The sequence below is a fragment of the Sinosporangium siamense genome, assembly GCF_016863435.1.
GTDB classification, from domain to species: domain Bacteria; phylum Actinomycetota; class Actinomycetes; order Streptosporangiales; family Streptosporangiaceae; genus Sinosporangium; species Sinosporangium siamense.
Genome location: NZ_BOOW01000028.1, coordinates 130,177 through 150,532 on the forward strand (window position 1 = coordinate 130,177; position 20,356 = coordinate 150,532).

Sequence of the window (20,356 nt, forward strand, 5' to 3'; positions counted from 1 at the left end):
TCCGTTTTGTCAGGGGGTAGGGGACGGTAGACGCGGGGGGCGTCAGCAGACCGGGGCAGCCTGCGGCGTACGCACATGCCACCGCAACCTGTGTTAGGAGGCATGATGACCGACAAATTCGTCCGTGCGCTCGGGTGGGCCAGCCTCGCGCTGGGGGCGGTGCAACTGGCGGCACCACGGGCCGTGACCCGCCTGTGCGGCGTCGACGACACGCCCGGGGCCACGACCGTCGCCAGGCTCGTCGGCGGGCGCGAGCTCCTGCACGCCGCGCTGCTGCTCGGTGCCAGGAACCCCGCCCGGTGGGCGTGGACCAGGGTCGCCGGCGACACGATGGATCTCGGCGTTCTCGGCAAGGCCGCCGCCAACCGCACGGGCGCCCGCCGCATCCGCGCACTGGCCGCGCTCGGCGCGGTCGCCGGGATCACCGCCCTCGACGTCGCCTGCGCCCGGGGCGGCACCGCCAAGGCCAGGGGCCCGCTGCAGGTGCGCGCCTCCATCGTCATCAACAAGCCGCGCGAGGAGGTCTACCGCTTCTGGCGGGACCTGGAGAACCTGCCCTCCTTCATGGTGCACCTGGACTCGGTGCGCGCCATCAACCAGCGCCGCTCCCGCTGGAAGGCCAAGGGCCCGATTGTCGACCTGGAGTGGGAGGCCGAAATCATCGAGGATCGGGCCGGCGACCTGATCGCCTGGCGGTCGGTGCCCGGCGTCGGCGTCTCCACCGACGGCCTGGTCGGCTTCACCGACGGCCCCGGCGGGCGCGGCACCGTCGTGGACGTCTCGCTGGAGTACGGCGCGCCCGGCCGCAAGCTCGCCGCCGCCGTCGCCCGGATGTTCGGGGAGCACCCCGAGCAGCAGGTCCGCGACGACCTGCGCCGCCTCAAGCAGGTCATGGAGACCGGCGAGGTAGTCCGCTCCGAAGGCAGCCCCGAGGGCCACCGCGCCCTGCGCCAGCTCCGCCAGCGTCCCGCACAACCGATCGGAGGACGGGCATGAAAGCCAACGTGTGGATGGGCCGCAACCGCCTGGAGATCCAAGACGTTCCCGACCCGCAGATCCTCAACGCGCGCGACGCGATCGTCCGCGTCACCTCCACCGCGATCTGCGGCTCCGACCTGCACCTTGTGGACGGCTACATCCCGACCGTCAAGAAGGGCGACGTGCTCGGCCACGAGTTCATGGGCGAGGTTGTCGAGGTCGGTTCGGGCGTGCGCGACCTGCACGTCGGCGACCGCGTCGTGGTGCCGTTTCCGATCGCCTGCGGCGCCTGCTTCGCCTGCGAAGAGGGCCTCTACTCCGTGTGCGAGAACTCCAACCCCAACGCCGGGATCGCCGAGAAGCTGATGGGCCACGCGCCCGCCGGCATCTTCGGCTACTCCCACATGCTGGGCGGCTTCCCCGGCGGGCAGGCCGAGTACGTGCGCGTCCCGTTCGCCGACGTCGGTCCCATCAAGGTCGAGGACGACCTGCCGGACGAGAAGGTGCTGTTCCTGTCGGACATCTTCCCCACCGGCTTCATGGGCGCGGAGATGTGCGACATCAAGCCGGGCCAGACGATCGCGATCTGGGGCGCAGGGCCGGTCGGGCAGTTCGCCGCGGCCAGCGCGTTCCTGCTCGGCGCCGACCGGGTCATCGTCATCGACCGCTTCCCGTACCGGCTCAGGCGGGTCCAGCGGACCGGCGCCGAGGTCCTCAACTACGAGGAGGTGAACGTGCTGGACGCGCTGCGCGACATGACCGGCGGGCGCGGCCCGGACGCCTGCATCGACGCCGTCGGCATGGAGGCCCACCATCCGACTCCGGCCATATACGCCTACGACCGCACCAAGCAGGCCGCCCGGCTGGAGACCGAGCGCCCGTACGTGCTGCGCGAGGCCATCATGGCCTGCCGCAACGGCGGCGTGGTATCCGTCATCGGCGTCTACGGCGGATTCGTGGACAAGTTCCCGATGGGCACCGTCATGAACCGGTCGCTGACCATCCGCACCGGCCAGTGCCACGTGCAGCGCTACACGGAGCCGCTGCTGCAGCGGATCCGCGGAGGCGAGATCGATCCGAGCTTCGTCATCTCGCACCGGATGCCGCTCAGCGAGGCGCCGCACGCGTTTGAGCTGTTCAAGAACAAGCAGGACGAGTGCAACAAGGTGGTCCTCACTCCGTAACGCCGGCCTTCGCGGCCCAGAGCCAGTTCCCTGGGGCCGACCGTCAGCACGCTGCGCCGTTTGGGCGGTGAGTCTTTCATCGCCTTGCCGAAGCGGACGTAGCAGACTCCGAAGTCGCCGAACAGGCGGGCGTGGGGGTTGGGGCCGAAGTCGGCCAGGTCGAGCATCCCGGAGAACCAGCTCGTCGGCATCCTGCTCACCCAGGTCGGGATGTCCACCCCGGATTCGGCACGGGTGATCCACGACTTCTGGACCACGCTCTACCAGGCGATCGACGACTGACGCCTGTGAGGCCGGACGCAGCGATCGGGACGCCGCGGGCACCTGGCCGGACCGCCGGGTGCCCGGTCGCCGGGGCGGGAGCCGTACCGGTCGTCAGGCGGAGCCGCGGCCCGGGCCGGGCAGGACGCCTTCGACGAGGCCGGTCACCAGGTCGTGGATCTGCTCTTCGGGGAACACGTCGGGCAGGGTGAGCCGCTCCAGGATCAGCCAGTTGAGCGCCAGGTAGAGCGACACGACGGTATCGGCGTCGCCGGGCAGGCCCGAGACCTCGTGGTTGGCGATGTTGCGTTCGACGTCGGCGCGGATGCGCTTGGTCAGCAGCTCGCGCAGGGCGGGGCGGCGGGTGGCCTCCAGGCGCAGCTCGACCAGCGCCAGGAAGCCCGAGCGGAAGGAAGTGACCCGTTCGACGAGTTCGTGCATGAGCTGGGTGAGGCGGTCGCGGTCGCGGGGGCCGGACAGGGCGGCGGCCATCACCTCGGGGGCGGGCTCCAGCCGCTCGTAGAAGCGGTTGCCGACCTGGGTGAGCAGGTCGTCGCGATTGGCGAAGTAGTTGGAGGCGGTGCCGACGGGCACCGCGGCCTCGGTGTCGACGGCGCGGAAGGTGAGCCCGCGGGCGCCCTCCCTGGCCAGGACCTCGATGGCCGCGTCGAGGAGGGCCGCCCGCCGTGCCGGGTTCTGCCGCATCGTTGTTCGCTCCTGGAATCTGGATTGACAGCACTCTGAGTGTAGTACTACGGTCTAACCACTCCGAGCAGAGTACTTACGGCAGAGTGAAAGAGGCAACTGTATGCGAATCAACATCAACTTCCCCGGCGTCCCCGCCCCGACGCACCCCCGCCCGCTTCCCAAACCGGACCGTCGCAACACCCCTCGTCCTCGCTCCCTCCCTCGCCCCCGACCACTCCCCAAACCCGGCCGCACCCGCTGAACCACCCCCGCTCACCCCACAGGAGAACCATGCGGAAACTCGTCTACTACATCGGCATGACCCTCGACGGCTTCATCGCCGGCCCCGACGGCGAGACCGACTTCTTCCCCGTCACCCAGGACGTCCTCGACCACATCACCGAGCACTACCCCGAAACCCTCCCCACTCACATCCGCGGCCCCCTCGGCGCCGACGTCCCCAACCGCACCTTCGACACCGGCGTCATGGGCCTCGCCACCTACGAGCCCGCGCTCCGCGCCGGCATCACCAACCCCTACGCCCATCTGCGCCAATACCTGGTCTCCACCACCACCCCGCACAGCCCCGACCCCGACGTCACCCTCATCTCCGCCGACGTCGCCGAGGCCGTCCGCCGGCTCAAAGCCGAAGACGGCGGAGACATCTACCTCATAGGCGGCGCCCGCCTCGCCGGCAGCCTCCTCCCCGAGATCGACACTCTGATCGTCAAGCTCTACCCCGTCGTCGCCGGCCAGGGCATCCCCCTGTTCACCACCGGCTTCACGCCCACCCATCTCACCCTGCGTGACACGACCACCCTGTCCGGCGGCACCCTCGTCCTCACCTACGACAGAAAAACGGAATGACGGGACATCCGTTGGCGGCACGGGCTGATCGAGCAGGTCAGGGGCCTTTTGTGCCCACGGAAACCGGTGGAGGGGGCGCCGGTGGTCCTGGTCCGGCCGGTGAGGATGCGGTCGACGGCCGGGCAGGATCATCTCTGCCGGGCCACGGCGCCGGCCTCATGAGTCCGCGACGCGACTGGGGAGGCAGGAGTTGGGACATTCCCCCTGTGCGATGGCCGACTACGTCGGCAAGCCCGCCGAGACCGGGATCGACCGGCCACCGGCCGCCCGGGGTTCCCGGCCCAGCCGCCTGATCGGCTTGATCAACAGCAGCGCCGCCACCACGCCGATCGTCACCAGGGCCGACACCAGCAGGAAGGCCCGCGGTTCCACCACCGCCGCGACCGGACCGGCCAGCGCCTGCCCGACCGCCATGCCCGCGACAGACCCGGCCACCTGATAGGCGTTGACCCGGTTCACCACCTCCGGCGCGACCTGCGTCTGCACGGTGGTCGACCACATCACCGACCAGAACGCCAACGCGCACCCCCCGAGCAGGTGCCCGGCCATGAGCAGCGGCAGCGGCAGCCCGAGCGCGACCGTCAGCGGCACCGCGACATATCCGCTCAACGCCACCGCCCCGGCCGCCAGCGGCCTGCCCGGCCTGAGCCTGATCGCCACCAGCCCGCCCAGTACGGTGCCGAGGCCGAGCGCCGCCATCACCCAGCCGTAGTCGCCCCCGATTACCTGCGAGGACAGCGGGATGTACGGCCCGACCACCAAAACTCCCCAGAACACCCAGACCAGGATTGCCGACCACATCCAGTTCATGGCCTTGAACTCCTCCCAGCCCCTGCGCAGGTCGCTCAGCACGTCGGAGGGCCCCGGCCTGGGTACGGTGACCCGCACCAGCAGCAGGCACACCCCGCTGACCAGGAACGTCGCGGCGTCCACCATGTAGACGAAGACCGGCCCGGCGACGACCATGAGAACTCCGGCCAGCGCGGGACCCGCCAGATGGGTGACCGCCTCGGCGATCTTCAGCGTCGCGTTGGCCCGCTGCGGATCCCTGGCGACCAGGGGGACCATGCCGTTGACGCACGGCTCGAACACCCCGGCGGCCATACCCGACAAAGACGCCGTCACCAGCAACAGAGCGTACGGCGGAGCACCGTCCAGGAACGCGACGGCCACGCCTCCCTGAGTGACGACCCTGACCACGTCCGCGCCGATCATCAAGCGCCGGGCGCCGATCCGGTCGGCGACAACCCCGCCGAACAACATGACCAGCACAGCCGACGCGGTCCAGAGCGCGAGCACGTAGCCGACGCCCGCGATCCCATAGACTTTCCCGATCGCCAGGGCCGAGGCGACGGGCATCATCGCGTCACCGAGCAGCGAGATCGTGCGGGCGCCGAAGTAGAGGGTGAAGTTCCTTGTCCACATGAGCCCCAATTCTGGATTTCTCCAGATCAGAGCACCGGTGTCCCACCTGACATCATTAGGTACATTTGCGCCATGCCCCTGGATTTCCCGGTAACGCCCCCGACGCCCCCCAGCCCACACCGCGTGGTCGCCTTGGTCGCCCCGAACCAGGAGCTCTACCCGGTCACCTCCGCCTCCGCCGTCTTCGGCTACCACGGCCCCGACATCCCCCAGCACTACAGCTTCAGCCTGTGCGCCGAGCACCCCGGCTCCCTCCCCTCCACCCTCGGCGTCTCCTTCCGGGTGGACAGCGGTCTTGAAGCCCTCAACGACGCCGGCACCGTGGTCATCGCGAGCTGGACCCTCACTCCCTCGCCCGCCGTACTCCACGCGGTGTCCCAAGCCCACGCCCGAGGCGCCCGCATCGTCGCCGTCAGCGCAGGAGTCTTCATCCCCGCCGCCCTGGGCCTCCTGGACGGCCGCCGCGCCTCCGTCCACTGGGAACTCTCCGGCGAACTCGCCGCCCGCCACCCCCGCGTCATCCTCGACGACACCGTCATCTACGTCGACCACGGCGACGTCGCCACCGCCGGAGCCTCGGCCGCCACCCTCGACCTGTGCCTTCACCAGGTCTTCCGGGAATACGGCGCGGCCCACGCCATGCGCATCGGCCGCCAGCTCGCCGCCGGTCCGCACCGCGAGGGCTGCCAGCGCCAGTACCCTCCCCTCCCCACCACCGGGCCCATGCCGGACTCCCTGGCCCCCCTGCTCGAATGGCTCCTCTCACGCCTGCCCAACCAGATCACCGTCGAGGACATGGCCGCCTACTCGGGCGTCTCCGCCCGCACCCTCACCCGCCAGTTCGCCGACCAGCTCGGCGTCCCGCCCGCCCGCTGGCTGCTGGAACGCCGCCTGGCCGCCACGCGCGCCCTGCTGGAGGAGACCGACCTGCCCGTCGAGACCATCGCCACCCGCGTCGGCCTCTCCTCGGCGGTCAACCTCCGCCGCCGCTTCCACACCGCCCTGCACACCACCCCGGCCGCCTACCGCCGCGCCTTCCGCTGAAGGCCCCGATCACTAATCCGGCACATGCCGTACGGCACAGCCCGGCAACCGGCCCGGCGTCCGTCTACCCGCAATCACTCCTGCGGCCCCGACCCCATGCCGGCCACCCGGGGATGGCCCGCCTCCGCGGAGCTGTCGGCCAAGATTCCGAGTTGGCTACGCTTGACGCCGCAAGCCGGAGGGGGCCAGCGATCACTATGGGCGATGGGCACGGGCCCGGGCGGTCTGAGCAGGAGGACGCGCTTGGAGCCGCAAGGATCACCGGCGGGCTTCTCCGCGCCTGACGGAATACGCCTCAGCCGCCACCAGAGGCGGATCACCGTGTGCACGTGGCCGGTGGCGCCGCGGTCGGCCCGGGGGTCGAGCAGGGCGCCGCGCTGCTCTGAATCCACACGCCCGGCCCGTACCGCTCGCGCATCTCCAAGAGTTCGCCCGGTACTGGCGGCACTACTACGACTGGCGTGCCGCCGAGGCCCGGCTCAACGAATGACCGCTCCTCGGCACGCATCTACTATGAGCGAGCGCACGCGGACTACTGGGGCACACCGCCTGAACTTTCCACAGCACCGACTGCCGTCGCCCGCTTCCCGCACGACAATTTCGTGCTGCTGAAGCACATCGCGCAGGAGACGAACAACATCGTCCAGTGGAGGGACCACGACCGCGGCGGCCATTTCCCCGCGCTGGAGGAGCCCGACCTGCTCGTCGACGATATCCGGAGGTTCTTCTGTACCCTCCGCCTCGGAGCGGATCACAACTGAGCGTCGGTGCGCCTCGCCGCGCACGAACAGGGAGTGCCGGACATATCGGTCCATCGACAGGTGAGCGCCGGCCTGCCGCATCGGCTGGACCGCTGCCAGGAGTCGCGTGCGGCGTACGGCAAAGCCATCGAGCCGGTGGGCAACACTACCGAGTCCGGCTCGGGTAGTGCACGAGGGCAGTCCCGAAAGCGGCGTGCTCAGCGGGCTCCTGGTTTGTCTGGCAATCGCACGACGGCGGTGCCGGCCTGGGACTCGCCGAATCCCCAGCCTGCAACAAGGGAACAGCCGACCGCTTCGAGGACATCGGTCCACGGCCAGTGGTCGGCGCCGCAGTAGAAGCCGCCCTTGCTGCGCGCGTCGTCCTCGGTGAGGCAGAGCATGCGGAGATGGTCGCGGAGCGCGGGATGCGTGACCGCGCTTAGCCTTTCTTCCCAGGGCTCGGCGGCATCCATGGCGTGAATCGACACCAGGTGTTCGGGGCCACGCTCGGTGAACGTGGCGCCCCGCATCGCATCGGTAAGAGTGCCATCGGTGGCGACGCGCAGCAGCACGGTCAGCCAGCCGTTCAGCTTCTCGGATTTCTTGTCGGTCAGGTCGAGGCCATGGCGGCCCAGAAGCGGTCCCAACTCCGCGCCGCGCACGATCACTTCACCGGCTTCACCGACAGAGGAGACGGTCCACAGGTCAGCGATGAAGGTGTCGTCGAACGGCCGGGGGCCCTTGTGCCCGCCGTCGCCCCACGGTCCCGTTCCCGCCAGGAGTTCGGCGTCGAAGCGGAACAGCGACTCGCTCAGGTTGAACTGCCATGTCCAGGGGGAGAAGGGGTACTCACCGTCCGGATCCGGAAGGTGCCTCGGCTCCCGGCCTGACAGCGCGTCAGGGGTGGCCCAGGGATTCGGGAACAGGAACTCGTCCAGGGGGTCCGAAGCGTAATACACCCCGTATCTGGCGGCGGGGCCGCCGGTCGGCTTTCCGCCGAGCAGTATCTCGAAGGCACTGGCCAGCGCGGCATTCCACTCGCTGAGGTCGGTCGCCGGGTCCGTCTCGGGGGTCACGATGAGCACTCCTTCATGTCGTGTCGCGTGGGTTGACGCGAGGCGTCGGCCGCCAATGGCGAAGCCCGCCGCAAAGTCGGACGTGATACTTCCAGACTCGTTGCTTTTCGGCATCGGGCTGCGTTCATCGTCTTTCGTGGTGGGGGGTCTCCCTGCGGGGTCAGGTGGGGTTGAGTGAGGTCAGATAAGCGCCAGCGGGGACATGAGGGGATGGAGCGATTTCTGGCCGTTTTCAGGGAGATCTGGGAGTCGATGGAGTTCCTGGAACAAGAACACTGGGGCGACGCGAACACCGTCGTCGTGCGGAATCGGGTGTGTTTTCGGGCCCGCGCCTCCGGCAAGCAAGTCGATACCTTGATCATGCAGCTGATCACTGTGCGGGACGGACGCATGCCGGAATGTCGTCCGTTCTATTGGGATCCCCAAGCCGTCGCCGAGGCTTGTGGGCCCGGTACGGATGACGCGTGATTACGGACAGGCCGCGCTGACGCGCGGGGTGTAGGCCTGGCCGTGTCGTACGGTCACACCGTGGCGAATGTGATTGGATTGGCGACGCACCTTCGCACCGGGATGTCCTGGTTCGCTGGGCGCTCGCCGTACCTGTCGTCATTCGATTGTCTGCCGGCGGGCCGGGCGGCCGGAGAATCCTGGCGGAACGCCATCACGGCTCGCCGTCCAACAGGCCGACGGCACACCCCAGTAAGGAATCACGCGTTGAGCACCCCGCGCCCCTTCCCCTTGAAGCCCGTTCCGATCCACGTGTCCGACGAGGTCCTCGATGACCTGCGCACGCGGCTCGCGCTAACCCGGCCGCCGCTGGACGAGGGGAACGAGGACTGGTCCTACGGCGTCCCGGACAGCTATCTCCGTGATTTGGTCGCCTACTGGCGGGACGGCTATGACTGGCGCGAGGCCGAGGCCGCCATCAACGTCTACGAGCACTACGAGGTGAGCGTCGCCGGGGTTCCGGTGCACTTCATGCGCAAGCCCGGCCGCGGACCCCGTCCGATCCCGTTGATTCTCACCCACGGCTGGCCGTGGACGTTCTGGCACTGGTCGAAGGTGATCGACCCGCTCGCCGACCCGGCCGCGTTCGGCGGTGACCCCGCCGACGCCTTCGACGTCATCGTGCCGTCTCTGCCCGGCTTCGGTTTCCCCGGCCCGCTCACCGGCTTTCCTGACGTCAACTTCTGGAAGGTCGCCGACCTCTGGCACACCCTGATGACCGAGACCCTGGGGTATGAGAAGTACGCGGCCGGGGGCTGCGACATCGGCGGGATCGTCTCCAGCCAGCTCGGCCACAAGTACGCAGGCGAGCTGTACGGCATCCACATCGGCTCCGGGCTGCCGCTCGACTTCTTCACCGGCCCCCGGGCCTGGGACTTCGCCCGGAATCGGCCCCTCACCGATGACCAGCCCGCCGATATCCGCGCCCGGATCATCGAGTTGGACCAGCGTTGGGCGTCCCACCTCACCGTGCACATGCTCGACGGCGCCACTCTGGCCCACGGGCTGAGCGACTCACCCGCCGGACTGCTCGCCTGGCTGCTGGAGCGCTGGAAGGCGTGGAGCGACAACGGTGGCGACGTCGAATCCGTCTTCACCAAGGACGACCTGCTCACCCACGCCACGATCTACTGGGTGAACAACTCCATCGCCACGTCGATGCGCTACTACGCCAACGCCAACCGCTATCCCTGGGCCCCCGCCCACGACCGCACCCCGGTTGTGGAGGCCCCGGTGGGCCTCACCTTCGTCACATACGAGAACCCGCCCGGCATCCACACCGCCGACGAGCGCGTCCAGGCGTTCAAGGCCGGCCCGCTGGGCGACTTGTTCAACCACGTCAACGTCAACGCCCACGAACACGGCGGCCACTTCATCCCCTGGGAGAACCCCGGCGCCTGGGTGAACGACCTGCGCCGCACTTTCCACGGCCGCAGGCCCTAAGCGACCTCCGCGGGCGCCTGCGGGCGTCGGTGGCTCCCGCCGTACGTTCTCGTTTAGCGGTGCGGGGCACGGCGAGGCCCGTGGTCGGAGAACCAGGGGCGCGCCGGTGGCCGTTTCGGGTGTTGTCTGGTTAAGACCAGACAACACCGTCCGAAGGTGTTCGGCTTCGACGACACGCCCTTGGGCGTGAACACCACCCAGTACAACGCGATCTTCGGCAACGAGGGAACCGGCGGGCGCGACTTCGAGCGGGTGTAGCGCAGGCCGCGCCCGTGGACCGGGCCGGCAGCGTGCGGCAGGCAGGCCGCCGCGCCGAAGCCAGGGCCGACTAGCTGTCCGCGAAGGCCTTGCCGGCGCTGATGATTCCCGTCAGCGCCGATCGTCCGTCGTGCAGTTCGGCGATTTGAGTGTCGATGCGGCGCCGTTTCCGCTCGAACTCGGCGATGAGATCCTCGCATCCGGGCGCGAGGAACTCTCCGTCGTCGACCATGCAGGACATGATCTCGCTGACCATGTCGCTGTTGAGGCCCGCCGCGAGCAGGATCCGGATGCGGCGCACCGTTTCAACGTGCTCTTCGGTGTAGACGCGGTATCCGCCGGCCGTCCGCCCGGGGACCAACAGCCCCTTCTCCTCGTAATAGCGCAACGCGCGAGGGCTCACCCCTGCGCGCCGTGCCAGAGCACCGATCTGCACCCGTCGCTGCCTCTCAGCCTTGACCTTCACGTCAACGTGAACCTTTCGCGTATCGGACACGCGCCGGGAACACCGGCGACCTCGAACGACGGGAGAACGCGACAGTGACTCAGCGGCTCTCGCCCGCACAGGTGACCGCGCTGGGGATGGGGCCAATGGGGCGGGCCATCGCCGCGGCGTTCCTCGCCGCCGGTCACCCGACCACGGTGTGGAACCGGACCGCAGGCAAAGCCGACGAGCTCCTCGCCCGGGGCGCCGTATGGGCCGACAGCCCGTTGGCCGCGCTCGACGCCGCCGAGGTGGTCAACGTCTGCGTCATCGACGCGAACGCGGTGGACGCCGTCCTCGACCGGGCGCTGGCGGAGTCGGGCCGGTCACGGCTGCCCGCCACCACACTGGTGAATCTCACATCCGAAGGGCCGGGGCGCACGCGCGAGCTGGCCGCCAGGGCGGATGGCTTGGGCGTGCACTACCTCGACGGCTCGATCATGACCCCGGCGGCGGTCATCGGTACGGAGGCGACCCGCATTCTCTACAGCGGGCCCGCCGCCCTCTTCGACCGCCACCGCCACACGCTGGCGGCGCTGGGCGGTGCGGCGGTCCATCTCGGGGACGACCCCGGCAGAGCGGCGAGCTTCGACGTCGCCCTGCTGAACTTGTTCTGGACCTCGATCGCCGGTCTGATGCACTCCTTCGCGCTCGCGGCGCGGCAGAACGTGCCTGCGACCGCGCTCGCGCCGCATGCTCAGCAAATGGCGGGATTGGTCGCCGACCTGCTGCCCGGACTCGCGGCCGACATCGACGCCGGGCGTTTCTCAGGGGCGGAGTCGGCCTCGCTGACCTCGGTCACCGCGAGCCTGGACCACATCGTTCACGCGTTGGAGGAGACCGGGGTCTCTTCGGCTGTCACCCGTGCCGCCAAGAATGCCGTCGACACCGCGGTGTCGGCCGGCCACGGAGGCGACTCCGCCGCCCGCCTCGCCGAGTTCCTCAGCCGCGGCCACACGAACAGAGGTCCGCAGGCGGCGGGCTGACCGCCTGGGGCGCGGCGATCGCAAACCAGCCCGTCATATTCGCGGTTCCGGCCGCTTTGACCGCTCGCCCTGCACCATGCCCCGGTAGGTGAACCCCGGTGTCGGCACGGCCTTCCTCAAGAGCGATCTGGCCTCGCGTGATCGCGGTTCTTGTCGGCCGAGGTGTCGGCGGCTCCGGGCAGGGTGAGGTGGTCTGGGATGACGACGCGTTCGTACTTGGCCTCTACACCCGGCCGGGTTGAAAGGTTCAAAGTCCCGTCTCTTCCCGCGTATCGAAGGCGCCGCGCGCGCGTTCGATGGCGGGCATGTGTTCCGAGGCCCACGCCAGCAATACGTCAATGGGCTGCCGCAGCGTCTTGCCGAGCGGCGTGATCCGGTATCTGACCGCTACAGGACGTGTGGAGACCACCTCGCGTTCGATCACCCCGTTGCGCTCAAGCCGGCGTAGAGTCGCGGTCAGCGACTTCTGCGTGACCGCGGGTATGGCCCGGCGCAGCTCGTTGAAGCGAGCCGGACGTGCTCGTCGAGGTCGAAGCGACCGCACTCCTCGACTGATTCGGCACACCTGGTGGGCCCCACTCACCGGCGGACCGTATGACGCGATCCGGTTCGTCTAGTGCTACCAATCCGAGCGCCGGACCGCCCGTGCCGCAGGGCATGGGCGGCGGTGACGGCGAGGTAGCCGTGGGCGATCACGGCCACAGTGATGTGGCGGTGTCGAGCGCCGAGGCGCGCTACTCGTCGATCCAGCCGTTCTCGACTGCCACCGTGCATCACGGCTTCGGCCGCGGGCAATGTGACGAATGAAACGGCGTACAGAACAACGAGGAGCCCGATCGTGGCGGCCCATGCGCGAGGACGCCATTCCGTCCGGCCGGCCCCATCCTGTCCAGCGCCGGCAGGACGGTCCCGGCGGAGCCGCGTCTCCGAGCGCCGGCGGTCGGCGGGCCGCAGCGACCACGACGTGATGGCGCACATCCCGAACACCAGCGGTACCGACCACGAGTTGGGACCGTCACCGAGCATCAGATGCGACGCCACGGCCCCCGACCATAGGAAGATGCACCCCACATGTGCCCATTCCTTGATCAGCGGGAACCCGGGCACGATGATCGCGACGGCCGCAGCGGCCTGCCACACCCCCAGAACATACGCGAGGTAGTCCGGGTATCCCAGGTGGCGCAACTGGACTTCGATCCATCAGCTCATCGGGGGCGCCGTCAGCAAACAACCCCCGTCCCCGGACATATCACTTACCGGGGTCGGCTGTCTGGGCTGGAGCGGCTACTTCATAGACGACGTCCGCATAAAGCCGGAACAGGCGTGGTGCGGAGGCAAGGGCGGCCTGTTGGAGAAGGCGCAGCCAGCATTGCGCGACCAGTTCCCGTGCCTGAGCGCCCGGCCAGGGGTGGGGCAGCAGTTCGGGAGGCAAGAGCGGGTCGGCCTCCATGGCGCGGGTGAATTCGGAGGCCAGCTCGACCGCGATGGTCAGCAGCTGCGGTTGATCAAGCGAGGTCGAGTGCTGCAGCCGGTCCAAGCGGTCGCGGGCGATGCGGGCGAGCCGTCGATGAGCGTCCGCGAGGTCGCCCAGCGGCCACAACCGGTTGGCCAGCTCTCGAGGGTCGCGGACGTTGCCTACACGCAGGTCGGTGCTGGTGAGGTGGGTGACGTAGTCCTCGGCGCCGAGCCGGGAGACCTCGGCGCCGACAAGGTCCTCCCAGGGATTGGCCGACACGTATAGGCCGCCCTGGAGGGGCGCTCCGCCCATGTGGACGATGTGCTCGCGCAACGCGTCGCGGGTGGCCCGTGCCGACTCGGGTACGGCGAAGGCCACCAGATGCCAGCTGCCGTCCCAGGGCGCCTCACCGCGATCTTGGGCATACATGAAGCGGACGAACTCCACGTCGGGGTAGAGGGCGCGGCGGGCGTCGGCCGTGGCGTGCAGCACCGCGCGCTGACCGCGGCCGGACTGAACGAACTGGCCCTCGGCGACCAGCCGTTTGATGCACAGCCGCACCTGCAGGTCAGTCATGCCCAGAGTCCGGGCGACCGCGTACAGCTCACGGGCGTCCACGGTCTGATCCTCGCGGACCAGGCTCTCCACCAGCACCCGGGTGGAGATCTCCACGTGATCGTCCTGCGTAGGCGACATGCCCTCACCTCCTGTAGCACAACTATAGTACGGTCGATTCAAATACGATCGTTCTCAAAACGAACGAAAGGAAGGGTCGATGGTTGCGATCAAACGGCGCTGGGTGCGCTGGATTCTGCGCTCGCTGCTGGCCATGGCCGTGCTGGTCGCCGCAGGTGGCGGCTGGGTGCTCTATCAGCACGACTACGAGTTACGCCAGGAGCAAGTGACGATCATCGGCGGCAAGCAGCCGCTGAAGGGGGTGCTGGCCTGGCCCACCACGGGCAAGGGCCCGTACGGACTGGTGGTGTTCGTGCACGGGGATGGGCCGATCGACGCCACCAACAAAGAGGGCTACCTGCCGCTATGGGAGGCATTCGCCCAGGCCGGCTACGCCTCCTTGTCTTGGAACAAGCCCGGGGTGGACGGCGCCCCCGGCAACTGGCTGGATCAGAGCATGGCCGACCGGGCCGCGGAGACCGTCGCGGCGATCACCTGGGCGAAAGGCAGGCCGGGGATCGATCCGAGCCGGATCGGGCTCTGGGGAGCCAGCCAGGCGGGCTGGGTTATGCCCAAGGTGGCCGTCCGTCTACCCGAGCTGCGTTTCGTCATTGCGGCCGCAACCGCTATCAACTGGCAACAGCAAGGCCGCTACTGGCTGACGGCCAAACTCCGAGACGAGCACGCCTCGGCGGACCGGATGCGGGCCGAACTGGCCCGGCAGGAGAAGATGCTGGCGCTGCTGCGTGCGGGAGCCCCCTACGAGCAGTACAAGGCCGCGGTCGGGAACACCACCATGACCGCGGAACGCTGGACCTTTGCCTCCAAGAACTACACCAGCGACGCCTCGCAGGATCTGGCGGCCATGCGGGTGCCGGTGCTGCTGCTCCTGCCCGGGCATGACCGCAACGTCGACGTCGCCGACTCCGAAGCCGGCTACCGCCGCCACCTGCGTGCGCCCGGCCTGCTGCAGGTCCGGCACCTTCCCGACGCCACCCACTCCCTGATCCGTAAGGAGATTGAGGACTCGAAGCTGAAGACGTATTTTCTCTCCTTTGCGGCGCCACGCTCGCTGTTCCCCGACGGCTTTCTGGACGATCAGCGCAGATACCTGGAGCAGATCTCCTGAGCCGTCCGCGCGTGACCTGCGCGACCGGCGTTGTGACCGAGCGGCGCAGCGGCGCCCGGCTCCTCCGCCGGGCGCTCTCTTTCCAGGGCCTGGCGGATTGCGCCGCTCGTCCAGCGAGGCTCAAGAATCGGCAATCCGTTCATAAGTGATACGGTCGTTTGTATGGCGACCGTTTCTAATGCGAACGAGAGTGGCCGTGGCTCACCGAGACACGTCGACGTGCTGATCATCGGGGCGGGTCTCTCCGGCATCGGGGCCGCCTGGCACCTCCAGCGCGAACGCGAATGGACGTACGCGGTGCTCGAAGCCCGCGACCGCCCCGGTGGCACGTGGGACCTGTTTCGATACCCCGGCGTCCGCTCGGACTCGGACATGTTCACCCTCAGCTACGCCTTCCAGCCGTGGAAGGGGAAGAAATCGATGGCCGACGGCGACAGCATCCGCCGCTACATCGAGGACACCGCCCGCGAGCACGGCATCGACCGGCACGTCCGCTACGGCTGCAAGGTGACGGCCGCCGAGTGGTCCCGGGAGCACAACCGCTGGCTGGTCCAGACCGAGCAGGGCGGACGCTCCGGCACGTGGACGTGCTCGTTCCTCTACATCTGCGCCGGCTACTACGACTACGAACAGGGTCATCAGCCGGACTTCGAGGGCGTGGAGGCCTTCAGCGGTCGCTTCGCTCACCCCCAGTTCTGGCCGGACGACCTCGACGTGACCGGCAAACGGGTCGTGGTGATCGGCAGCGGAGCCACCGCGGTCACGCTCGTCCCGGCGCTGGCCAGGACGGCGGCGCACGTCACGATGCTCCAGCGCTCGCCGACCTACCTCAGCTCGCAGCCCGACGTCGACAAGACGGCCGACGCGCTGCGCCGGATGCTTCCCGCCCGGCTCGCGCACGGCCTGGTGCGCGCCAGGAACGTGCTGAGCAGCCAGATGACCTACTGGCTCAGCAGGCGTTATCCGGAGCAGACCAAGCGGCATCTCCGCGGGGCCATCCTCCGCTACCTGCCGGACGCGGCCTACGTGGACCGGCACTTCGCACCCCGCTACCAGCCCTGGGACCAGCGGCTGTGCGTCGTGACCAACGGCGACTTCTTCCGCGACGTGGCCGCCGGGCGGGCATCGGTGGTCACCGACCGCATCGCCCGGTTCGTGAAGCACGGGATCGTGCTGGAGTCCGGCGACGAGTTACACGCCGACGTGGTCGTCTCCGCGACAGGGCTGTCGCTGGTCCCCCTCGGCGCGATCAGGCTGTCGATGGACGGGGAGGCGATCGACCTGGCCGATACCACCGCCTACCGCGGGCTGATGCTCAGCGGCGTGCCCAACCTGGCCTTCTGTGTCGGCTACACCAACGCCTCCTGGACGCTGCGGGCCGACCTGTCCTCCCGCTACGTCGTCCGGCTGCTTCGGCACCTGAGGCGCCACGGCCTGAAGACCGCGATGCCGGCCCGCCCGCGGGAGAGCGCCCGCCGCCCACTGCTCGGCTTGACCTCCACCTATATCCAGCGCGACGCACATCTGTTCCCTCAGCAGGGCGAACGCGACCCGTGGGCGATCACTGAGAACTATGTGATCGACCGGATGCGCTTCGCGTTCCTCGACATCGGCAAGGAGATGATCTTCGATGGGTAGCGGCAACCGCGTGATCTCCTTGAGCGGCGCCGCGGTGGGCCCGCCGGTGGTCGCGACGCTCACCGGACGCGCGGTCCCGGGCCGGCCGGCGATCAACGGCCTCGACCAGGCCGCCTGCTTCGGCCCGCCTCGGATCGGTCTCGCCGAGGGCGCCGGGGTGGATCACGCTCCCATCGACACGAGGGTGACCCCGTGATCCGCGGCGAGGTCGCCCCCGGCTGGCAACCGGTTTACGACGCCTTCGCCAAGGTCATGAGCCGACCGGGGGAGATCGGCGCGGGGCTGCACATCATCCACCGGGGCTCGACCGTCGTCGACCTCTACGGCGGCAGTCACGGCCCGGACATCCGGCAGGTGCTCTTCTCCGCCTCCAAAGGCGTCGCCTCCGTCTGCTTGGCGGTGCTCGCCGACCGCGGAGAGCTAGACGTCGAGGCGCCCGTGGCTAGGTACTGGCCCGAGTTCGGCCGCCGCGGCAAGTCCGGGATCACGGTCGCGCAGATGCTGAGCCATCAGGCCGGGCTCATCGCGCCCAAGCGGGGTGCCACCCTCACCGAGGTGCTCGAAGGGCGACCGCTCGCCGATGCCCTGGCGGCCGAGTCCCCACGATGGCCCTCGCGGCCTGCGGGCCGGCCCGGGTATCACGCGGTCACCTGGGGCACGCTCGCCGACGAGCTGGTCCGCCGCGTCACCGGCGGGCGGCTCGGCGACGTGCTCCACGAGCTGGTGTGCCGGCCGCAGGACCTGGCGATCAGCATTGGTGGCGGGCAGGCGGGCCGACCCCCCGTGCCTGTGCGCGCCGCGGCCCGGATCCCGCTCACGGTCAGGATGACCACCGCCGTGTTCGCGCGGGCCGGAACGCCGCTGTGGCAGGCGATGACCGTGGGAGGAGCGCTCACCGAACCTCCCCACGTGTGGATGAGCCTGCCGGAGACCCTTGCCGCGCATCTTCCCGCCGCCAACGGCCTGGCCACCGCCCCGGCGCTGGCCAGGATGTACGCGCTGCTCCTTGCGGGCGCACTGGTGCGCGAGGGAACCTGGCGCACCGCCGTACGCCCGCAAACCGCCGGCTGGGATCGGGTCCTTGGCCTGCCCGCGGCTTACGGGTGCGGCTTCGCCCTGCCCAGCCCCGCCTGGCGGCTGGGTTCGCCCACGGCTTTCGGGCATCCGGGAATCGGCGGCGCGCTCGGCCTCGGCGATCCACGTCGTGAGCTGGCGCTGGCCTTCCTCCCGCGGACCATGCCCGCCGATGCCCTGCGCGACGCGCGTCACCGAGTCCTGCTGGACGCGGTGACCAGCGTCATCGGCGCATGATCCGACAGCCCCAAGTACGGCAGGCGCGCTGCTCAAGGCGGTGCCGTACCGGCCTGATCGAAGCAGTATCTTGTAAATGGATTCGCGCGTCTATTAAGCTATTGGACTATGAGATCTAGTAAGCATGGAACACCTCAGGATCGGGTTACCCGAGTGCTGAGTGCCGGTGCGACCTGCTTCGGCAAGAAGGGTTTCTTCGAGACGACGTTCGACGATGTCGTGCGTGAATCCGGCCTTAGCCGAGGCAGCCTGTACTGGTATTTCGACTCCAAGGACTCCCTCTACAACGCAGTGCTCGAGCATTGCGTGGCACGGTTGCAGGCGACGTTCGACGCGGGCGTAGCCGGTCTCGACAGCCAGGACCCCCTCGTGCCCGGATTCCTCAATGCCGTGGCCGCCGATACGGCACAGCAGCAAGACGTCTACCGCGTGCTCTACCTGGCACCGCGCTCGGAGTCCGCAGCGGCGACGCTGGAGCGGATGACGCTCTCCTTCGTCGGCTACGTCGGCCTCGTCGTGGACGCGGCAGGTCAACGCGGAGAGATCGACATCCGGCGCCACTCTCGCGACGCGCTGGCCGACATCCTCCACGCGCTGGCTGAAGGCCTCATCATCCGGCAACTGTGTGATCCCGGCTTTGACGTAGATCGATATGTCGCCACTGCGGCCGATCTGCTCCAGTGCGGCGGCAGCCGGCCGAGCACGACCGACAACAGGCAGGAGAACCGGTCCGATGACCTCTGAGCAGGTTGATGTCGTCATCGTGGGGGGCGGGGCCGCAGGGTTGGCCGCGGCCTACCGGCTACGTGGCCGCCGGGTAGTGGTGCTGGAGGCCGACGAGCGTATCGGCGGGCGTGTGCGCACGGGCGAACACAACGGCGCGCCGTACCACCTCGGGGCTCAATTCCTCGCCGGGGCGACGAGCGCCGAGCTTTTCGATCAGCTCGGCGTGAAGCAGATAGGCCTGCCCAAGGAGAACGACCTGTTTCTTCGCGGCCGGCTGCGGCAGGGAACGGCCACCTCACTCATGCGCGCTCTCCGTGTCGGCCCGGGTGGGCTGGCCGACATCGCGGCGATCGAGCGGGAATCTGCGAGGGTGTCGCGCCTTGTCGCGGCTTTGGCAGACCCGTCAGCCTCCATCACGGATCTGCCCGCCCAAGCGGCGCTGTTGGATGAACGGTCCTTCGCAGAAGCGATCGCGCAACGTCGTCCAGAAGTACAGTCGTTCTACTCGACCTTGATCCGTTCGCTGGCGTGTAAGAAGCCTGCGGATCTTTCGGCCCTGTACGCCTACGTGATGCTCGGCTCGGAGAAGGAGGAGGGGTTCGGCGGCGCCTACCGGGCGCGCGGCGGGATGCGGGACGTGCTGGAGGCTTTCACCCGTGCACTGGACGGGCGTATCCGGCTCGGCTCCCGGGTAACCGCTATCGAAGAGGGCCCCTCGGGGGTCGAGATCGACTACCGGCAGGGGAGCGAACGACACCGGTTGACGGCACGGGCGTGCGTGGTGGCGGTGCCGGCACCAGTGGTCTCACAGATCGTGGCGGCTCTTCCCGATCTCCGCCGTGAGGCACTGCAGCGCATTCGCTATGGCAGATTCCTGGCCGTCGCCCTCTTCCTGCGTGAGCCGATCTGGGAAGGGGGATGGGCCGTCTCCTGCGATCTTCCCGTGGTCTCCACACTGCTCAACCCCGCAGTGCTGACAGGATCCGGGGATGGACGGGTGCTGTCCTCCTATGCCAGCGAGGACGGCTGCCGTGAGGTCTGGCACCTGGACGACGCCCAGGTGGTCCAGCGTTTCACGGCCGAGATCTCCCAGGTATTCCCGCGGCTACCCGACGTGCTCAGCGGCTCCCACGTCCAGCGATGGGATCCAGGCTATCCGGCATGGGAGCCCGGCCATCTGGCGCTCATGCCCCTGCTCTCGACCCCGCTCGACAAGATCGCGTTCTGCGGCGACTATCTGTCCATCCCCTCGATCGAAGGCGCGATCGTGAGCGGGCTGCGCGCAGCCTCCCAAGTACAAGCCATGGAAGCGACCTGAGGTCGGGGGAAGGGCGGCTGCGGCAGGACAGCTGCCGCCCCGCCGCGGAAGCGGCCTGCACCCGAGACGCATCCCGCATGACCTCGCCTGTCCATCCGGCGCACCTGCCTGACACCTGCCGAGCGTTGGCACCCAAGCGGTCTGTTCTGCATAAATAAAGGGA

The 20,356-nt window shown here is 68.9% G+C and carries 22 protein-coding genes and 1 pseudogene; 16 read left to right on the forward strand and 7 right to left on the reverse strand.

Annotated features, from left to right (window positions below; genetic code table 11):
- Positions 1-105: 105 nt before the first annotated feature.
- The 3 genes from Ssi02_RS21560 (at position 106) to Ssi02_RS21570 (ending at position 2,444) form a co-directional block, all read left to right on the forward strand.
- Positions 106-996, forward strand: a complete 891-nt coding sequence (locus Ssi02_RS21560; RefSeq protein WP_239129291.1) for an SRPBCC family protein — start codon at positions 106-108, stop codon at positions 994-996.
- Positions 993-2,162 carry a zinc-dependent alcohol dehydrogenase gene (locus tag Ssi02_RS21565; RefSeq protein ID WP_204028400.1) on the forward strand — a complete coding sequence of 390 codons (1,170 nt, stop codon included), beginning with the start codon at positions 993-995 and terminating at the stop codon, positions 2,160-2,162. Before Ssi02_RS21560 ends, Ssi02_RS21565 begins: the two co-directional genes overlap by 4 nt.
- Before the next feature lie 138 nt (positions 2,163-2,300).
- Positions 2,301-2,444 carry a hypothetical protein gene (locus Ssi02_RS21570; RefSeq protein ID WP_204028603.1) on the forward strand — a complete coding sequence of 48 codons (144 nt, stop codon included), beginning with the start codon at positions 2,301-2,303 and terminating at the stop codon, positions 2,442-2,444.
- 93 nt (positions 2,445-2,537) lie between these two features.
- On the opposite strand, the gene Ssi02_RS21575 is transcribed toward Ssi02_RS21570, so the two are convergent.
- Positions 2,538-3,128 carry a TetR/AcrR family transcriptional regulator gene (locus tag Ssi02_RS21575; protein ID WP_204028402.1) on the reverse strand — a complete coding sequence of 197 codons (591 nt, stop codon included), beginning with the start codon at positions 3,126-3,128 and terminating at the stop codon, positions 2,538-2,540.
- Positions 3,129-3,401: 273 nt separating this feature from the next.
- Between Ssi02_RS21575 and Ssi02_RS21580 the strand changes: the two genes are divergently transcribed.
- Positions 3,402-3,977, forward strand: coding sequence for a dihydrofolate reductase family protein (locus tag Ssi02_RS21580; RefSeq protein WP_204028404.1), 576 nt, complete (start codon positions 3,402-3,404; stop codon positions 3,975-3,977).
- Between the two features lie 219 nt (positions 3,978-4,196).
- On the opposite strand, the gene Ssi02_RS21585 is transcribed toward Ssi02_RS21580, so the two are convergent.
- Complete coding sequence (locus Ssi02_RS21585; RefSeq protein ID WP_204028406.1) at positions 4,197-5,402, reverse strand: MFS transporter; 1,206 nt, start codon at positions 5,400-5,402, stop codon at positions 4,197-4,199.
- A gap of 123 nt (positions 5,403-5,525) precedes the next feature.
- Between Ssi02_RS21585 and Ssi02_RS21590 the strand changes: the two genes are divergently transcribed.
- The 3 genes from Ssi02_RS21590 to Ssi02_RS21600 all read left to right on the forward strand — a co-directional run bounded on the left by Ssi02_RS21590 (position 5,526) and on the right by Ssi02_RS21600 (position 7,207).
- Positions 5,526-6,446 (forward strand): GlxA family transcriptional regulator, encoded by a 921-nt coding sequence (locus Ssi02_RS21590; RefSeq protein WP_307825744.1) that lies wholly within the window; start codon positions 5,526-5,528, stop codon positions 6,444-6,446.
- A gap of 382 nt (positions 6,447-6,828) precedes the next feature.
- The gene (locus tag Ssi02_RS39860; RefSeq protein ID WP_373870187.1) at positions 6,829-6,936 is read left to right on the forward strand and encodes an epoxide hydrolase N-terminal domain-containing protein; all 108 of its coding nucleotides are present in this window, start codon (positions 6,829-6,831) and stop codon (positions 6,934-6,936) included.
- 112 nt (positions 6,937-7,048) lie between these two features.
- The gene (locus tag Ssi02_RS21600) at positions 7,049-7,207 is read left to right on the forward strand and encodes a hypothetical protein (protein WP_204028408.1); all 159 of its coding nucleotides are present in this window, start codon (positions 7,049-7,051) and stop codon (positions 7,205-7,207) included.
- 197 nt (positions 7,208-7,404) lie between these two features.
- Here Ssi02_RS21600 and Ssi02_RS21605 read toward each other — a convergent pair whose 3' ends face one another.
- Entirely contained in the window at positions 7,405-8,262 is an 858-nt protein-coding gene (locus Ssi02_RS21605) for a hypothetical protein (RefSeq protein ID WP_204028409.1), read from the reverse strand.
- A gap of 210 nt (positions 8,263-8,472) precedes the next feature.
- Between Ssi02_RS21605 and Ssi02_RS21610 the strand changes: the two genes are divergently transcribed.
- Both Ssi02_RS21610 and Ssi02_RS21615 read left to right on the forward strand, forming a co-directional pair.
- On the forward strand, positions 8,473-8,730 hold the full coding sequence (locus tag Ssi02_RS21610) for a nuclear transport factor 2 family protein (protein ID WP_239129300.1): 258 nt from the start codon (positions 8,473-8,475) through the stop codon (positions 8,728-8,730).
- Between the two features lie 246 nt (positions 8,731-8,976).
- Positions 8,977-10,212, forward strand: coding sequence for an epoxide hydrolase family protein (locus tag Ssi02_RS21615; protein WP_204028410.1), 1,236 nt, complete (start codon positions 8,977-8,979; stop codon positions 10,210-10,212).
- Positions 10,213-10,540: 328 nt separating this feature from the next.
- Here the strand turns inward: Ssi02_RS21615 and Ssi02_RS21620 are convergent, their stop codons facing one another.
- On the reverse strand, positions 10,541-10,936 hold the full coding sequence (locus tag Ssi02_RS21620; protein ID WP_239129302.1) for a MerR family transcriptional regulator: 396 nt from the start codon (positions 10,934-10,936) through the stop codon (positions 10,541-10,543).
- Positions 10,937-11,010: 74 nt separating this feature from the next.
- Between Ssi02_RS21620 and Ssi02_RS21625 the strand changes: the two genes are divergently transcribed.
- Complete coding sequence (locus tag Ssi02_RS21625) at positions 11,011-11,940, forward strand: NAD(P)-dependent oxidoreductase (RefSeq protein WP_204028411.1); 930 nt, start codon at positions 11,011-11,013, stop codon at positions 11,938-11,940.
- Positions 11,941-12,187: 247 nt separating this feature from the next.
- Here the strand turns inward: Ssi02_RS21625 and Ssi02_RS21630 are convergent.
- The 3 genes and pseudogenes from Ssi02_RS21630 to Ssi02_RS21640 form a co-directional block, all read right to left on the reverse strand.
- Positions 12,188-12,457 (reverse strand): annotated as a pseudogene (locus Ssi02_RS21630) (winged helix-turn-helix transcriptional regulator); the annotation flags it as partial.
- Positions 12,458-12,519: 62 nt separating this feature from the next.
- Positions 12,520-13,125 carry a DoxX family protein gene (locus Ssi02_RS21635; RefSeq protein ID WP_204028412.1) on the reverse strand — a complete coding sequence of 202 codons (606 nt, stop codon included), beginning with the start codon at positions 13,123-13,125 and terminating at the stop codon, positions 12,520-12,522.
- A gap of 64 nt (positions 13,126-13,189) precedes the next feature.
- Positions 13,190-14,092, reverse strand: coding sequence for a PaaX family transcriptional regulator C-terminal domain-containing protein (locus Ssi02_RS21640; RefSeq protein ID WP_204028413.1), 903 nt, complete (start codon positions 14,090-14,092; stop codon positions 13,190-13,192).
- A 79-nt stretch (positions 14,093-14,171) separates the two neighbouring features.
- Here Ssi02_RS21640 and Ssi02_RS21645 point away from each other — a divergent pair, with 79 nt between their 5' ends.
- From Ssi02_RS21645 to Ssi02_RS21670, 6 genes are all read left to right on the forward strand, one after another.
- Positions 14,172-15,200 carry an alpha/beta hydrolase family protein gene (locus tag Ssi02_RS21645; protein ID WP_204028415.1) on the forward strand — a complete coding sequence of 343 codons (1,029 nt, stop codon included), beginning with the start codon at positions 14,172-14,174 and terminating at the stop codon, positions 15,198-15,200.
- 162 nt (positions 15,201-15,362) lie between these two features.
- The gene (locus Ssi02_RS21650) at positions 15,363-16,838 is read left to right on the forward strand and encodes a flavin-containing monooxygenase (RefSeq protein ID WP_204028417.1); all 1,476 of its coding nucleotides are present in this window, start codon (positions 15,363-15,365) and stop codon (positions 16,836-16,838) included.
- Positions 16,831-17,034, forward strand: a complete 204-nt coding sequence (locus Ssi02_RS21655; RefSeq protein WP_204028419.1) for a hypothetical protein — start codon at positions 16,831-16,833, stop codon at positions 17,032-17,034. Before Ssi02_RS21650 ends, Ssi02_RS21655 begins: the two co-directional genes overlap by 8 nt.
- On the forward strand, positions 17,031-18,149 hold the full coding sequence (locus Ssi02_RS21660) for a serine hydrolase domain-containing protein (protein WP_204028421.1): 1,119 nt from the start codon (positions 17,031-17,033) through the stop codon (positions 18,147-18,149). Before Ssi02_RS21655 ends, Ssi02_RS21660 begins: the two co-directional genes overlap by 4 nt.
- Before the next feature lie 153 nt (positions 18,150-18,302).
- On the forward strand, positions 18,303-18,893 hold the full coding sequence (locus tag Ssi02_RS21665; RefSeq protein ID WP_204028423.1) for a TetR/AcrR family transcriptional regulator: 591 nt from the start codon (positions 18,303-18,305) through the stop codon (positions 18,891-18,893).
- Positions 18,883-20,193 (forward strand): flavin monoamine oxidase family protein, encoded by a 1,311-nt coding sequence (locus tag Ssi02_RS21670; RefSeq protein ID WP_204028425.1) that lies wholly within the window; start codon positions 18,883-18,885, stop codon positions 20,191-20,193. The genes Ssi02_RS21665 and Ssi02_RS21670 overlap by 11 nt, the downstream gene beginning before the upstream one ends.
- Positions 20,194-20,356: the final 163 nt, after the last annotated feature.

What these genes read in the sequence shown, in the direction of transcription:
- Ssi02_RS21575 (WP_204028402.1), bottom strand. Translation starts at nt 3,128, where the DNA reads ATGCGGCAGAACCCGGCACGGCGGGCGGCCCTCCTCGACGCGGCCATC.
- Ssi02_RS21565 (WP_204028400.1), top strand. Translation starts at nt 993, where the DNA reads ATGAAAGCCAACGTGTGGATGGGCCGCAACCGCCTGGAGATCCAAGAC.
- Ssi02_RS21580 (WP_204028404.1), top strand. Translation starts at nt 3,402, where the DNA reads ATGCGGAAACTCGTCTACTACATCGGCATGACCCTCGACGGCTTCATC.
- Ssi02_RS21585 (WP_204028406.1), bottom strand. Translation starts at nt 5,402, where the DNA reads ATGTGGACAAGGAACTTCACCCTCTACTTCGGCGCCCGCACGATCTCG.
- Ssi02_RS21645 (WP_204028415.1), top strand. Translation starts at nt 14,172, where the DNA reads ATGGTTGCGATCAAACGGCGCTGGGTGCGCTGGATTCTGCGCTCGCTG.
- Ssi02_RS21640 (WP_204028413.1), bottom strand. Translation starts at nt 14,092, where the DNA reads ATGTCGCCTACGCAGGACGATCACGTGGAGATCTCCACCCGGGTGCTG.
- Ssi02_RS21560 (WP_239129291.1), top strand. Translation starts at nt 106, where the DNA reads ATGACCGACAAATTCGTCCGTGCGCTCGGGTGGGCCAGCCTCGCGCTG.
- Ssi02_RS21670 (WP_204028425.1), top strand. Translation starts at nt 18,883, where the DNA reads ATGACCTCTGAGCAGGTTGATGTCGTCATCGTGGGGGGCGGGGCCGCA.
- Ssi02_RS21655 (WP_204028419.1), top strand. Translation starts at nt 16,831, where the DNA reads ATGGGTAGCGGCAACCGCGTGATCTCCTTGAGCGGCGCCGCGGTGGGC.
- Ssi02_RS21650 (WP_204028417.1), top strand. Translation starts at nt 15,363, where the DNA reads ATGGCGACCGTTTCTAATGCGAACGAGAGTGGCCGTGGCTCACCGAGA.
- Ssi02_RS21610 (WP_239129300.1), top strand. Translation starts at nt 8,473, where the DNA reads ATGGAGCGATTTCTGGCCGTTTTCAGGGAGATCTGGGAGTCGATGGAG.